Source organism: Nocardioidaceae bacterium, assembly GCA_018672315.1.
In the GTDB taxonomy this organism is placed as follows: domain Bacteria; phylum Actinomycetota; class Actinomycetes; order Propionibacteriales; family Nocardioidaceae; genus TYQ2.
The window spans coordinates 1,075,266-1,088,827 of the sequence record CP076053.1; the positions used below are offsets into that span (position 1 = coordinate 1,075,266).

The 13,562-nt window shown below is 72.9% G+C and carries 13 protein-coding genes; 6 read left to right on the forward strand and 7 right to left on the reverse strand.

All coding sequences use genetic code 11. The features are described from left to right. Positions 1–244: 244 nt before the first annotated feature. A complete protein-coding gene (locus KLP28_05030; GenBank protein ID QWC86809.1) occupies positions 245–832 on the forward strand; it encodes an NYN domain-containing protein in 588 nt (195 codons plus the stop codon). Positions 833–887: 55 nt separating this feature from the next. Further along, complete coding sequence (locus KLP28_05035; GenBank protein ID QWC86089.1) at positions 888–1,277, forward strand: hypothetical protein; 390 nt, start codon at positions 888–890, stop codon at positions 1,275–1,277. A 17-nt stretch (positions 1,278–1,294) separates the two neighbouring features. On the opposite strand, the gene KLP28_05040 is transcribed toward KLP28_05035, so the two are convergent. Continuing rightward, positions 1,295–1,495: a hypothetical protein gene (locus KLP28_05040; GenBank protein ID QWC86090.1), complete on the reverse strand. Its 201-nt coding sequence runs from the start codon at positions 1,493–1,495 to the stop codon at positions 1,295–1,297. Then, a complete protein-coding gene (locus KLP28_05045; GenBank protein QWC86810.1) occupies positions 1,492–2,109 on the reverse strand; it encodes a methyltransferase in 618 nt (205 codons plus the stop codon). Before KLP28_05045 ends, KLP28_05040 begins: the two co-directional genes overlap by 4 nt. Before the next feature lie 206 nt (positions 2,110–2,315). Between KLP28_05045 and KLP28_05050 the strand changes: the two genes are divergently transcribed. Together KLP28_05050 and KLP28_05055 are read left to right on the forward strand one after the other, a co-directional pair. Then, entirely contained in the window at positions 2,316–4,568 is a 2,253-nt protein-coding gene (locus KLP28_05050) for a catalase (protein QWC86091.1), read from the forward strand. A 46-nt stretch (positions 4,569–4,614) separates the two neighbouring features. Beyond that, positions 4,615–5,796 (forward strand): alcohol dehydrogenase catalytic domain-containing protein, encoded by a 1,182-nt coding sequence (locus KLP28_05055; protein QWC86092.1) that lies wholly within the window; start codon positions 4,615–4,617, stop codon positions 5,794–5,796. A gap of 43 nt (positions 5,797–5,839) precedes the next feature. On the opposite strand, the gene hemB is transcribed toward KLP28_05055, so the two are convergent. The 5 genes from hemB to KLP28_05080 form a co-directional block, all read right to left on the reverse strand. Further along, the gene (gene hemB, locus KLP28_05060; GenBank protein QWC86093.1) at positions 5,840–6,820 is read right to left on the reverse strand and encodes a porphobilinogen synthase; all 981 of its coding nucleotides are present in this window, start codon (positions 6,818–6,820) and stop codon (positions 5,840–5,842) included. A gap of 50 nt (positions 6,821–6,870) precedes the next feature. Then, entirely contained in the window at positions 6,871–8,553 is a 1,683-nt protein-coding gene (locus tag KLP28_05065; protein QWC86094.1) for a uroporphyrinogen-III synthase, read from the reverse strand. Between the two features lie 64 nt (positions 8,554–8,617). After that, the gene (gene hemC, locus KLP28_05070; protein QWC86095.1) at positions 8,618–9,604 is read right to left on the reverse strand and encodes a hydroxymethylbilane synthase; all 987 of its coding nucleotides are present in this window, start codon (positions 9,602–9,604) and stop codon (positions 8,618–8,620) included. Next, positions 9,601–10,905 (reverse strand): glutamyl-tRNA reductase, encoded by a 1,305-nt coding sequence (locus KLP28_05075; protein ID QWC86096.1) that lies wholly within the window; start codon positions 10,903–10,905, stop codon positions 9,601–9,603. The genes hemC and KLP28_05075 overlap by 4 nt, the downstream gene beginning before the upstream one ends. Before the next feature lie 288 nt (positions 10,906–11,193). Further along, complete coding sequence (locus KLP28_05080) at positions 11,194–11,460, reverse strand: glutaredoxin family protein (GenBank protein QWC86811.1); 267 nt, start codon at positions 11,458–11,460, stop codon at positions 11,194–11,196. A 99-nt stretch (positions 11,461–11,559) separates the two neighbouring features. Here KLP28_05080 and KLP28_05085 point away from each other — a divergent pair, with 99 nt between their 5' ends. Beyond that, positions 11,560–12,441, forward strand: coding sequence for an HAD-IB family hydrolase (locus KLP28_05085; GenBank protein QWC86097.1), 882 nt, complete (start codon positions 11,560–11,562; stop codon positions 12,439–12,441). A 137-nt stretch (positions 12,442–12,578) separates the two neighbouring features. Further along, a complete protein-coding gene (locus tag KLP28_05090; GenBank protein ID QWC86098.1) occupies positions 12,579–13,448 on the forward strand; it encodes a sigma-70 family RNA polymerase sigma factor in 870 nt (289 codons plus the stop codon). The last annotated feature ends 114 nt before the right edge of the window (positions 13,449–13,562 follow it).

Genomic DNA, 13,562 nt, shown 5'->3' on the forward strand with positions numbered 1-13,562 from the left:
TCGCGCAGCCCGCCCCGCGGGGCCGCCGACGTCTGCCGCCTCACCGCTGCCGGCGACGCCCGAGCCGACGGACGACGCCTCGGCCGAGGCGGCCGCTAGAGTCCGGGCCATGACCGAGCAGGCTGCGGAGACACCGGTTCCGGGGACGCCCGAGCACGCTCGGCCTGCTGAGGACGCTCGGCCCGTCGGAGACGCTCAGCCCGGGGAAGATGACATGGCGCTGGCCGCCCGGGCGCGCGAGGCCCTGAACCCGGTCGAGGAGGACGACGCCGAGGCACCTGCCCGCCCGGTCTACGTGCTCGTCGACGGCGAGAACATCGACGCCACCCTCGGCACCTCGATCCTCGGCCACCGTCCCGCTCCCGGCGAGCGCCCGCGGTGGGACCGCCTGATGAAGTACGTCGAGCGGTCCTTCGGCACCGAGGTCACCGGTCTGTTCTTCCTCGCTGCCAACGGCGAGCTCCCGATGTCGTTCGTGCAGGCGCTGCTCGCCATGGACTGGCGTCCGGTGCCCCTGTCCGGCGACCCCGGTCAGAAGGTCGTCGACATCGCCATCATCCGCACGATGGAGACGCTGCGCGAGCGCGAGGGCGACGTCGTCCTTGTCTCGGGAGACGGCGACTTCCTCGAGGGCATGGGCGAGCTCGTCGACGGCGAGCGGCGTCTGGCCGTCATCGGCTTCACCGAGTTCCGCAACGCCGGGTTCAACGACCTCAAGGCCCGGGGCGTCGAGCTCATCGACCTCGAGTACGACGTGCAGGCGTTCCGCACCCCGCTGCCCCGTGTGCGGATCATCCCGATCGACGAGTTCGACCCGACGCAGTTCATCTGAGGAACCGATCGCGGCTCTCGAACGTCACACCGGCATGGTCGCGACGAGGAGAAGAATGGCGATCGCGACGATCGTCCTGCTCATCGCAGGGCTCGCCGGCGTCGCAGCGATGTTCCTGCGCGGCGAGGCGCTGCGCTGGAACAAGCCGGCGACGCTCTCGGCGGACGGCACCCTGCTCACCCTCGTCGCGACCGGCGGCGCCTGCGCGGATCGCACGACGGTCGACGTCGACGAGGGGCCCGACCGGGTCGTCGTCACGGTCCGGCAGCTGTCCCTCGCCGGCGCGTGCAGCGACGTAGGAGTGCCGGTGCAGGTGGTCGCCGAGCTGGAGGCGCCGCTCGGACAGCGCGAACTCGTCGACGGATACTGCGAGCAGTCTGCGCGGGCGCGCGTCACCGGGTGCCGAGGGACCGCGCCCATGGTGCAGCGCGAGCCGGCCGACTGAGGGCTGGCACTGGCGGTTCAGGCCTGCGCGACCCGTCCGAGCCAGACGTACGCCTCGTTGTGGCTGCGCATTCTCACGACGGTCAGCCCCGGCCGGCGCGCCAGGTAGTCAGCAAGCTGGCCGGCCACCAAGGGCTGCGTACGCCACGCCCACCGCACGATGTGGTCGCGATCGGTCAGGAAGCGGTGCAGCGGCGTACGCGGGTCGACCAGTCTCACTCGTCCGCGGCGCGCGCCTCGAGCACCCGGAAGCCCTTGGCGCTCGCGAGCCGCTCTGTCGGGTAGCCCTGCTCGGTCAACCAGTCGGCGAGCGAGTCCGCGCCGAGGTTCTTGCCGACGACCATGACCATCCGGCCCCCGGGTCGCAGTCGGGGGAGCCACTGCAGCAGCAGGTCGTGCAGCGCCTGCTTGCCGATGCGGATCGGCGGGTTGCTCCAGATCTCGTCGTACGTGCGCCCGGGGTCGACGTCGTCCGGCAGCGCGACCTCGAGGCGGTCGGCGACACCGATCGCCTCGGCGTTCTCACGCGTCAGGGCGAGGGCCCGCTCGTTCACGTCGACGGCGGTGACCCGGGCGTCGGGCACCGCGACGGCGACGGCGAGTGCGATGACGCCGTAGCCGCAGCCCAGGTCCAGCACCTCGGCGGCACCCTCGGGCGGCTGCACCTCACGCAGCAGGACGGCGGTGCCCGAGTCCAGGCGACCCTGGGAGAAGACACCGGAGCCCGAGGTCAGCTCCAGCCACGTGCCCCAGACGTTGGCGCGAACCGGCACGCGCTTGAACGGCGCCCGGGGGTCGGCCGTGAAGTAGTGGTCCTCGGTCTCACCGGACACGGTCGGGTTCTCCTCGCTCACGAGCCCATCGTGCCGCACGCCCGGGGGCCGTCCACGCGCGGCGGCTGCGCGGGCGCGCGTACACCACCGAGGACGGGAGTCCACCCACCCGCGAGGGTCGTTATGCCCTTTTCGTCACGGGGACGTTCTGTGTTCGACGCCATCGGCCGCACCTCCCGGCCGCCACGCACCAGCGAAGGAGCGCCATGTCCTCCACGTCCCGGACCCCCGACCACGAGACCGCCGACGCCGCGATCCCCGGCGCCCCCACGCCCGAGACGCCTCCCGTCGCCGAGCCGAGCCGACCCGCCGAGGGCGGCTTCGCGACGTCCGACCAGACGGCACCCGACCTGCGCACCGCCACCGGCGCCGACCCGCGGACAACCGACACGCCGCGACGTCAGCAGGGACCCTGGCACACCACCGCGACCGGCGTACGCCTGCGCGACACCGACCACTCGCTGAAGGCCGGTGAGCGCGGTCCCGTGCTGATGCAGGACCACCACCTGCGCGAGAAGCTCATGCACTTCGACCACGAGCGGATCCCCGAGCGCGTCGTGCACGCCCGCGGGGCCGCCGCGCACGGCTGGTTCGAGGGCTACGGCACGGCCGCGTCGATCAGCATGGCGGGCGTCTTCGAGGAAGGGCGGCGCACGCCCGTCTTCACGCGCTTCTCCACCGTGCTCGGATCGCGCGGCTCCGCCGACACCGTGCGCGACACCCGCGGCTTCGCCGTGAAGTTCTACACCGACGAGGGCATCTGGGACCTGGTCGGCAACAACATGCCGGTCTTCTTCATCCAGGACGGCATCAAGTTCCCCGACGTCATCCACGCGGGCAAGCCGCACCCCGACCGCGAGATCCCCCAGGCGCAGAGCGCCCACGACTCCTTCTGGGACTTCGTCTCGCTGCACACCGAGGCGCAGCACCACACCATCTGGAACATGTCCGACCGCGGCGTCCCGCGCTCGTACCGGATGATGGAGGGCTTCGGCGTCCACACCTTCCGCACGGTCGCCGAGGACGGCAGCACCTCCCTGGTGAAGTTCCACTGGAAGCCCGAGCTGGGCGTGCACTCCCTGACCTGGGAGGAGGCGCAGATGCTCAACGGCATCGACCCCGACTTCCACCGCCGCGACCTCGCCGACGCGATCGAGTCCGGCGCGTACCCCGCCTGGGAGCTCGGCGTGCAGGTCCTCCCCGACACCGACGACCAGATGTACGAGGGCATCGACCTGCTCGACCCGACGAAGATCGTGCCGGAGGAGATCGCCCCGGTGCAGCCGCTGGGCCGGCTGGTGCTCGACGCCAACCCCACGAACTACTTCGCCGAGACCGAGCAGGTCGCCTTCCACACCGGCCACCTCGTGCCGGGCATCGACCACACCGACGACCCGCTGCTGGCGGCCCGCAACTTCTCCTACCTCGACACCCAGCTCACCCGCCTCGGGGGTCCGAACTTCAACCAGCTGCCCATCAACCGGCCGCACGTCCCGGTCAACGACATGCAGCGCGACGGCTTCCACCAGCACGCCGTGCACAGCGGCGTCGCGCCGTACCGCCCCAACTCCCTCGACGGCGGCTGCCCGTTCAGCGCCGCGGGACAGGACGAGGCGGTCGACGAGGAGACCCGCCGCGCGTTCGTCGACATCGCCGCGAACGTGCCCGCCGCGCGCAAGACACGCTCGGCACCGGCGAGCTACGACGACCACTTCAGCCAGGCCCGGCTGTTCTGGCGGTCGCTGTCGCCGCAGGAGCAGGAGCACACGATCCGGGCGTACACCTTCGAGCTCGGCAAGTGCTTCGAGGAGGCGATCAAGGTGCGGCAGCTGCAGGCGCTTGCCAACATCGACGCCACCCTGTGCAGCGAGGTCGCGACCGGCCTCGGCCTGACGGCACCCGAGCCGACGGTCGCGCTCGAGGACCCCGAGCCCAGCCCGGCGCTGTCGCAGCACGGCGGCACCTGGCCGGTGGCCGGCCGCATGGTCGCCGTGCTGGTCGACGAGGACGTGGACAGCGACGAGCTGGCCGGCGTACGCAACGCGGTCCTCGAGGCCGGCGTCGTGCCGCTGGTGCTCGGCGCCCACGGCGGCCGGATCGCCGGCAGCGCGGTGCAGCGTACGTTCGCCACCGCTCGCTCGGTCGAGTTCGACGCCGTGCTGCTGCTCGCCTCGCCCTCCCCGGCGCCGGACGCGATCACCCTGCGGGACGCCAAGGCGGGCGGCGGGCAGGGCACAGCCGTCGACCCGAGGGTCGAGCTGTTGCTGGCCGAGTGCTTCCGGCACGGCAAGCCGCTCTCGGCGTCCCGTGACGGCGTCGAGGCGCTGCAGGCAGCGGGCATCGGCGACGACGCGGCCGGCGTGCGTACGACCGGCTCGGCCGACCAGGCCTGGGCGGCGCTGCTCGACCTGATGCCGGCCCACCGGGTGTGGGAGCGCTTCGAGGCCTCGATCGCGTGACCCGCCCCGACAGGACGACCAGACGAACGACGAGAGGATCGACGAGATGAAGGCAGTGACCTGGCAGGGACGACGGGACGTACGCGTGGAGGAGGTGCCCGACCCGGTGATCCAGGAGCCCACCGACGCGATCGTGCGGCTCACCTCCACCGGGCTGTGCGGCTCGGACCTGCACCTGTACGAGACGCTCACGCCGTACATGGGCGAGGGCGACGTACTCGGCCACGAGCCGATGGGCGTCGTCGAGGAGGTCGGCTCCGAGACCGGCGACCTGCGCGTCGGCGACCGGATCGTGGTGCCGTTCCAGATCAGCTGCGGGCACTGCTGGATGTGTGACCGCGGGCTGTTCACCCAGTGCGAGACGACCCAGGTGCGCGAGCAGGGCACCGGTGCCGCGCTGTTCGGGTTCAGCAAGCTCTACGGCGAGGTGCCGGGCGGGCAGGCGGAGCTCCTGCGCGTGCCGCAGGCGCAGTTCACGCACATCAAGGTGCCCGAGGGCCCCTCGGACGACCGTTTCGTCTACCTCTCCGACGTGCTGCCGACGGCCTGGCAGTCCGTGGCGTACGCGGACACGCCCGCCGGCGGGACCCTGCTGGTGCTGGGGCTCGGGCCGATCGGCGACATGGCCACGCGCATCGCGCTGCACCAGGGGCTGCGTGTGATCGCGGTCGACCGGGTGCCCGAGCGCCTCGCCCGGGCGACGGCTCGCGGGGCCGAGACCATCCACCTCGACGAGGTCGACGACGTCGGCGAGGAGGTGCGCTCGCGCACCGCCGGCCGGGGTGCGGACGCCGTCGTCGACGCGGTCGGCATGGAGGCCCACGGCAATCCGGTCGCGGCGGCCGGGCAGGCGCTGTTCGGCATGCTGCCGAAGCGGTTGAGCTCGGCCCTGATGGATCGTGTGGGCGTCGACCGGCTGGGGGCGCTCTACACCGGCATCGACGCCGTGCGTCGAGGCGGCACCGTCTCGCTGATCGGCGTGTACGGCGGCCAGAGCGACCCCATGCCGATGATGACGATGTTCGACAAGCAGATCCAGCTGCGGATGGGGCAGGCCAACGTCAAGGCATGGGTCGACGACATCATGCCGTTGCTGCTGGACGACTCCGACCCGCTCGGCACTGAGGACTTCGCCACGCACCGGCTGCCGCTGAGCGAGGCGCCCGGCGCGTACGAGCGGTTCCAGAAGAAGCAGGACGGCACCGTCAAGGTCGTCTTCACCCCCTGACCCGACGACCTGACCCGACGCCCGGCTCGCCGCCGACCTCCGCTCAGCGGAGGTGGGCGGCGGCGTCGAGCGCCCAGTAGGTGAGCACCACGTCGGCGCCCGCCCGGCGGATCGAGAGCAGCGTCTCCATCATCGCGGCGTCGCGGTCGATCCAGCCGTTCGCGGCGGCGGCCTCGACCATCGCGTACTCGCCCGAGATGTTGTACGCAGCCACCGGCACGTCGACGGCGTCACGCACCTCGCGCAGCACGTCGAGGTAGGCCAGCGCCGGCTTCACCATCACCAGGTCCGCGCCCTCGGCGACGTCGAGCAGCGCCTCGCGGACACCCTCGAGCCGGTTGGCGGGATCCTGCTGGTAGGTGCGTCGGTCGCCCTGCAGCGAGGAGTCGACCGCTTCGCGGAACGGGCCGTAGAAGGCGGAGGCGTACTTCGCCGAGTACGCCAGCACCGCCACGTCCTGGTGGCCCGTGTCGTCGAGCGCGTCCCGGATCACCGCGACCTGGCCGTCCATCATCCCGCTCGGGCCGACCATCGCGGATCCGCTGGCGGCCTGCACGACCGCCATCTCCGCGTACGCCGCCAGCGTCGCGTCGTTGTCGACCGCACCGGAGGCGTCGAGCAGGCCGCAGTGGCCGTGGTCGGTGAACTCGTCCAGGCACAGGTCGCTCATCACCGTCACGGCGTCACCGACCTCGGCGCGTACGTCGGCGAGGGCGACGTTGAGGATTCCCTGCGGGTCCAGGCCGGCCGACCCGGTGGCGTCCTTGGTCTCCGGGATGCCGAACAGCATGATCCCGCCGAGGCCGGCCTCCGCGCACCGCGCGGCCTCCGCCTTGAGGGAGTCCCGCGTGTGCTGCACGACGCCGGGCATCGAGGTGATCGGCTGCGGCTCGGTGAGTCCCTCGCGCACGAACACGGGCAGCACCAGCTGTCCCGCGCGAAGTGACGTCTCGGCGACCATCGACCGCAGGGCCGGCGTACGCCGCAGTCGCCGCGGCCGCACCACGGGGGGCACGGGCGGCACCGGCGGACCTGACGGACCTGACGGACCTGACGGCACCGTGCCGGGACCGGTCACGAGCTGCTCTTGCGCCGACTCGTCGTCTTGGCGGGCTTCTTCTCGCTCGGCTTCGTCACCGGTTCACCGGCCTCGAGGAAGTCCAGGCGCCGCTCGGCGCCGAAGTCCGCCAGGGCCGCCGCGAGGTCCTCCACGGACGGCGCGGGCGCCATCACGTCGACGCGCAGGCCATGCTCCTCGGCCGTCTTGGCCGTGGCAGGGCCGATCACCGCGATGATCGTGGAGGGGTGCGGCTTGCCGGCGATGCCGACGAGGTTGCGCACCGTCGAGGACGAGGTGAAGACGACGGCGTCGAACTTGCCGGACTTGATCGCCTCACGCGTCGGCGCCGGCGGCGGGGCGGCCCGCACGGTGCGGTAGGCCGTCACGTCGTCGACCTCCCAGCCGAGGTCGATCAGACCGGCGACGAGGTTCTCGGTCGCGATGTCGGCGCGCGGCAGGAACACCCGGTTGATGGGGTCGAGCACGTCGTCGAAGGGCGGCCAGTCCTCCAGCAGGCCGGCGGCGGACTGCTCCCCGGAGGGCACCAGGTCGGCCCGCAGGCCCCAGGCGGCGATCGCGGCGGCGGTCTTCTCACCGACCGCAGCGATCTTGAGACCGGAGAACGCGCGGGCGTCGAGGCCGTACTCCTCGAACTTCTCCCGCACCGCGCGCACGGCGTTGACCGAGGTGAAGGCGATCCACTCGTAGCGGCCCTCGACGAGTCCGCGGACGGCCTTGTCCATCTGGGCGGGGTTGCGCGGGGGCTCCACGGAGATCGTCGGCACCTGCTCCGGCACCGCGCCGTGGCCGCGCAGCGTGCTCATCAGCGAGCCGGACTGCTCCTTGGTGCGAGGCACCAGCACCCGCCACCCGAACAGCGGCTTGGTCTCGAACCACGACAGCGTCTCGCGCAGGTTGACGACCTTGCCGACCACGACGATGGCGGGCGGTGCGATCTGCGCCTCGGCGGCGTCGACGGCCACGTCGCGCAGCGTGGAGACCAGGGTGCGCTGCTCGGTGGTCGTGCCGACGGTGGTCACGGCCACCGGGGTCTCGGGGTCGCGGCCCGCCTCGACGAGCTCCTCGGAGAGCTCGGGCAGGCGCTTGACGGCGGAGACGAGCACCAGGGTGGAGAACCCGGCGTACCGGCTCCAGTCGATGCGGCCGTCGCGGCAGCCGACAACGGCGACCTCGCGGTCGCTCTTGGTGGTCAGGGGCACCCCGGCGTACGTCGGGACGCCGGAGACCGAGGAGACACCCGGCACGACCTCGAAGCCGATGCCGGCCTTCACGCAGGCGGCGGCCTCCTCGGGGCCCGAGCCGTACAGGAACGGGTCGCCGGCGAGGAGGCGGACGACGCGCTTGCCCGCCTTGGCCTGCTTGGTGACGACCTTCGAGCGGGCGGCGTGGGTGAGGGGCTGGTCGTCCTCACCGAAGCCGCCGTCGACGACCTCGGGCAATGTGGGCTCGACCTGACCCGACAGCGGCGCCGGGCTGTCGTCGGCGGGCGCGAGCAGCTGTTCGACGAGTCCGCGGTGCCCAGGCAGCTCGACGACGACGACGTCAGCAGCGCGCAGCAGCTCGACGGCCCGCACGGTGAGCAGGTCGGGGTCGCCAGGGCCGGCGCCCACGAAGGACACCCAGCCGGGCGTCGCCGGCGTACGGGCTGCGCCCTTGGAGGTGGCGGTCTTGGTCATGTCTCGACCTCTCGTCGGTGGTTCGGGGTGCGTACGGGTCCCGCCGGCGTCGGCGGGTGGGAGTTCAGGAGTCGTGCGGCTGCGTCGGGGGGAGCTCGTCGTCGCCGAGCTGCTCGTCCATCAGCGCAGCGGCGCCCTCGGCGAGCATGGAGGCGGCGAGGTCGGCGCCGAGCGATGCGGCGCGGTCGACCGGACCGTTGGTCGAGCGGCGGATGGCCACGGCACCGTCGGGCCGCAGGACCACGGCGCGGAGCCAGAGCTCGTCCCCCGCCTCGCCCTCGACGACCTCCGCGAGCGCCCCGAGGGGCGCGGAGCAGCCGGCCTCGAGCGTGGCCAGGACCTGGCGCTCGGCGGTGACGGCCGCACGGGTCGCGTGGTCGTCGAGCGTGGCGACGGCGGCGACGACGTCGAGGTCGTCGCTGCGGCACTCCACCGCCAGGGCGCCCTGCCCGGGGGCCGGGAGCATCTGCAGCGGGTCGAGCCACTCAGTGACGACGGCGTGCCGGTCGATGCGGCGCAGACCGGCGGCCGCGAGCACCACGGCGTCGAGGTCGCCGCCCGCGACCTTCCCGAGGCGGGTGTCGACGTTGCCGCGCAGCCCGTGCACCTCCAGCCCGAGGCCGAGTGCGTGCAGCTGCGCGACGCGCCGGGGCGAGCCGGTGCCGACCCTCGAGCCGGGCGGCAGCTCACCCAGGGTGAGCCCGTCGCGGGCCACGAGGGCGTCGCGCGGGTCGACGCGCGGGGGGACCGCGGCGACGGTGAGCCCGTCGGCCGGTGCCGTCGGCAGGTCCTTGAGCGAGTGCACGGCGACGTCGACGCGCCCGTCGAGCAGCGCGTCCCGCAACGCGCCGACGAAGACCCCCGCGCCACCCAGGGTGGCCAGCGGCGCGCGGTTGGTGTCGCCCTCGGTGGTGATCTCGACGAGCTCGCAGACGCGACCGGTGGCCGCGGTGAGCTGCTCGGCGACGGTGGTCGACTGCGTCCGTGCCAGCAGCGACGCCCGCGTGCCGACGCGCAGGGTGCGGGTGCCGGAGTCGACGACGGCGGTCATCGCGCTCCCCCCTCGGCCTTGGTGACGGCCTGCACGGCGTCGGGGTCGAGCGCGAAGAGCTGGGCGAGCGCGGTGGCGTACGTGACCGAGCCGGTGTCCTCGAGCTCGCGGACCCGCACGGTGGGGCCGTGCAGCAACTTGTCGACCGTGCGCTGCACCGTGCGACGCACCTCGTCGACCTGGACCTCGTCGAGGTCGGGCAGCCGCGAGGTCAGCCGGGTCATCTCGGCCTCGACGACCTCGCCGGCCATGCTGCGCAGCGCGACGACCGTCGGGGTGACGGCGGCGGCGCGCCGGGCGGCGAGGAAAGCGTCGGTCTCCTCGGCGACGATCTTGCGGACGCGGGCCACGTCCTCCGCGCCCGCGTCCCCGACACCGGCGCCCTCCTCGGGACGCTCGCGGGCGAGGTCGGCCAGGCTGACGAGGTCCACACCGGGGAGCTGCGCGACACGCGGGTCGACGTCGTGGGGCAGGGCGAGGTCGACGACCGCCACCCTCCGGGCGCCGTCGCGACCGGCGAGGTGGCCGGGCTCCAGCACCGTGCCCGTGGCGCCGGTGCAGGAGATGACGACGTCGGCCTCCACGACGGCCTCGGCCAGGTCGGTCATGTCGAACGCTCGGGCGCCGTGGGTGGCCGCGAGACGATCCGCGTTGTCGCGGGTGCGGTTGCCGATCATCACCGAGGCGCCCTCACGGGTCGCGGTGGCGACGGCCAGCGCCGCCATCGACCCGGCCCCGACGACCACTACACGACGCCCCTCGAGGCCGTCCACCCACGCCGCCGCGCGCTCGAGGGTCACCCCCACGAGCGAGGGGGTGGCGTGGTCGATGTCGGTCTCGGCGTGCCCGCGCTTGCCGACGCGCAGCGCCTGCTGGAACAGCGCGTTCAACGAGGGGCCGACGGTGCCCTCGGCCTGTCCGACGCGCAGCGCCTCACGGGCCTGGCCCAGGATCTGCCCCTCGCCGACGACCATCGAGTCGAGCCCGGCGGCGACCTGGAAGAGGTGGCCGACGGCGCCGTCGTCGTAGTGCACGTACAGGTGCGGCACCAGCGACTCCGCCGGCACCCCCGCGCGACCGGCGAGGATGCCGGTGAGAGCCTCGACCGAGCCGTGGAAGCGCTCGACGCCCGCGTACAGCTCGACGCGGTTGCAGGTCGCGAGCACCAGCGCCTCGCTGACGTGCTCGGTGGCGGCGACGTCGCCCAGGAGCACCGGCAGCGCGGTGCGGTCGACCGCGACGCGCTCCAACAGCTCGACCGGGGCGGAGGCGTGCGAGATGCCGACGACCAGGACGCTCATCGGGTCCTCCTCGCAGGCGGGACGGTGTGGGATCGGTGGGACGTCCGGAACGTCGTCCACACAGGTCCCGGGCGACGGTGTCGACCGGTGGCTCGAGGCCAGCTCGAGACGATGGCTCCCCACCTGCGGAGCAGGCCACGGGGCATCGGGGACGTCGTCCCGACCGCGCAATCGCGTTCAGGTGAGGCTCACTCTAGGAGCGCGGAGCGGCTGCGACCAAACTGAGAAGTGGCAACCGCCACGGTGGGCTACCACATGGTGACGCGACTCACCGGAGGGGGTGGTGGGTCAGCGGCCGAGGGCTGCCGCGAGCCGTGACGGGTCCACCCTCCAGTAGTCGTGCAGCACACCGTCGACGAAGGTCACCGGGATCTCCTCCCCGTGCTCGTCGAGCAGGTCGTCCGCGTCGGGCGCCCGGTCGATGTCGACGGCCTCCCAGCCGACGCCCTGCTCGGCACAGACGGTGGCGACGACCTGCTCGGCCGTCTCGCACAGGTGGCAGCCGACCCGGGTGAGCACACGTACGCGGACGGGCTCGGGCCCGTGCCGGGTGATGGCGGCGCCCGTGCTGGTCACGGTCCCAGCCTGCCACCCGCGGACGACCCTGTCGTCGTGACCTGTCGCTGGGCCGGTCCGCTCACTAGGGTCGGCCAGGTGAGCGTCAACCCCGTCCCCTCGCGCCCCAACCTGCAGCAGCGCTCCGTGCTCGCGGGGCAGGCCGCGGCGTCCGCCGCCGAGGTCGAGGTGGCGCTGCAGGTCGAGCCGGACCGCACCTCCGCCGCGTTCTTCGACGTCGACAACACGGTCATGCAGGGTGCCTCGATCTTCCACCTGGCGAAGGGGCTGCACCGCCGCGAGTTCTTCACCACCGGCGACCTGGTGAAGGCGGCGTGGAAGCAGATGTACTTCAGGGTCGCCGGCGTCGAGGACCCCGAGCACGTCGCCGCCTCGCGGGCGGAGGCGCTGGCGTTCATCAAGGGGGCGAGCGTCGCCGAGCTGGAGCAGATGGCCGACGAGATCTTCGACGAGGCCATGGCCCACCGCATCTGGCCCGGCACCCGCGCGATGGCCCAGCTCCACCTCGATCGCGGGCAGCGTGTGTGGCTGGTGACTGCCGCCCCGATCGAGATCGCCCGCATCATCGCCCGCCGCCTCGGGCTCACCGGGGCGATGGGGACGGTCGCGGCGCACGAGGACGGGATCTACACCGGCGAGCTCGTCGGGGACATGCTGCACGGGCCCGCGAAGGCCGAGGCGATCAAGGCCCTCGCCGAGCGGGAGGGGCTGGACCTGTCGAGGTGCTCGGCGTACTCCGACTCCTCCAACGACCTGCCGATGCTGAGCCTGGTCGGCGACCCCTGTGCGGTGAACCCCGACAAGGTGCTGCGCGACCACGCCCGCGAGCACGGCTGGCGCGTCCGCGACTACCGCACGGCACGCAAGGCGGCCCGCGTGGGCCTGCTCGGCGCCACCGTCGCCGGGGCGACCGCGGGTGCGGTCGCGGCCGGGGTGTCCGTACGCCGCCGCCTCGGCTGAGCCGCGGTCGACCTCGTCCCGACCGCCTGCGGCGCACTGTCTGGGCACTGCCTGCACAATCGTCCGATGAGCCGGACAGGACCCCGCCGGCGCCACTACCATTCTCGGTGGCCGCGAGGGGGAAGGGGGCTGCTGCGATGACGACGCGTCCTGCGTACGACCGCGCCGGTCTCGACGCCCTGCGCCGCGCTCTCGCCGAGGTCCTCGCCGAGCCCGCCCTGTCGCTCGGCACGACGTCGGCGACCCTCGCACCGAGCAGGCGCGGCCGCCTCTCGCCCGGGTGGGTCCTCGCCTCGTCCACCGGAGCGGGCACCACCGACGCCCGACCGCACGGCCCCCACCGAGGCACGGGGGACGCAGCCGGCGCGAGCGGGGGCAGCGGGCGGGTGCCGCAGCAGACCGGCCCGGGTGATCGCGACGACGCCGAGGACGCCACCTCCTCCGTCGCGGACCCGACCGAGGCCGCCAGACTCATCGCACTGGTCGAGCAGGCGCGTGAGGGCGACGCCGACGCCTTCGGTGCGCTCTTCGACCACTACCACCCCCAGATCTACCGCTTCGTCTACTACCGCACCGGGTCCGTGCCGCTCGCCGAGGACCTGACGAGCGAGGCGTTCGTGCGCGCCCTGCGCAACATCACCGGGTTCACCTGGCAGGGCAAGGACTTCGGCGCCTGGCTGACGACCATCGCCCGGAACCTAGTCACCGACCACTTCAAGTCCGCCCGGAGCCGGCTCGAGCAGCCGACGGAGGACTCGTGGGTTCTCGACGCCCCCACCGACGGGCCCGAGAGCGCGGTGCTCGCGCAGCTCACGAACGAGACGTTGCTGGAGGTCGTCCGCACCCTCCCCGAGGAGCAGCAGACCTGCATCGTGATGCGGTTCCTGCAGGGACACAGCATCGCCGAGGTGGCTTCCGCGCTCGGACGGTCCGACGGGGCCGTCAAGCAGCTGCAGCTGCGGGCGGTACGAAACCTGGCCAAGCGCCTCCCCGAGGGCCTGCGATGAGCCGCCGCACGAGCCTCGCAGACCGGCTCGTTCCGCCCGTAACCTCCGCGAGTCGGTCGTCGTTGAGACGGACACAGGTCGCACCCCGACCCGTCGAGCACCCGCCGACCCGCA